General features: G+C 76.0%; 1 protein-coding gene. It reads left to right on the top strand.

Annotation, left to right across the window (positions count from 1 at the left end; genetic code table 11):
- The coding region (locus AMS67_RS00045; RefSeq protein WP_370726573.1) for a TOBE domain-containing protein at positions 1–250 on the top strand (250 nt) is incomplete at both ends.

Raw genomic sequence — 250 nt, 5'->3', positions numbered from 1 at the left:
TCGGAGGCCGGCGTCGCATTCGGCTCCGCGACGGTGCCGGCGCCGGTGCGGGTGCAGTCGCCCACCGTGACGGTGGGCGTGCGCCCCGAGGACCTGGTGCTCGTCGGCGCGGGGGATCCCGGGCTCTCCGTGGTGGTCGACCTCGTGGAGGAGCTCGGCGCCGACGGCTACCTCTACGGGCACACCGTCGAAGGCGACCGCGTCGACATCGTGGCTCGGGTCGACGGCCGCGTGCACCCCGGCCCCGGAG

The organism is Leucobacter japonicus (assembly GCF_001273855.1).
GTDB classification, from domain to species: Bacteria; Actinomycetota; Actinomycetes; order Actinomycetales; family Microbacteriaceae; genus Leucobacter; species Leucobacter japonicus.
Note: the sequence above shows the minus strand (reverse complement) of the source record. Positions and strands in the feature narration are given on the sequence as shown.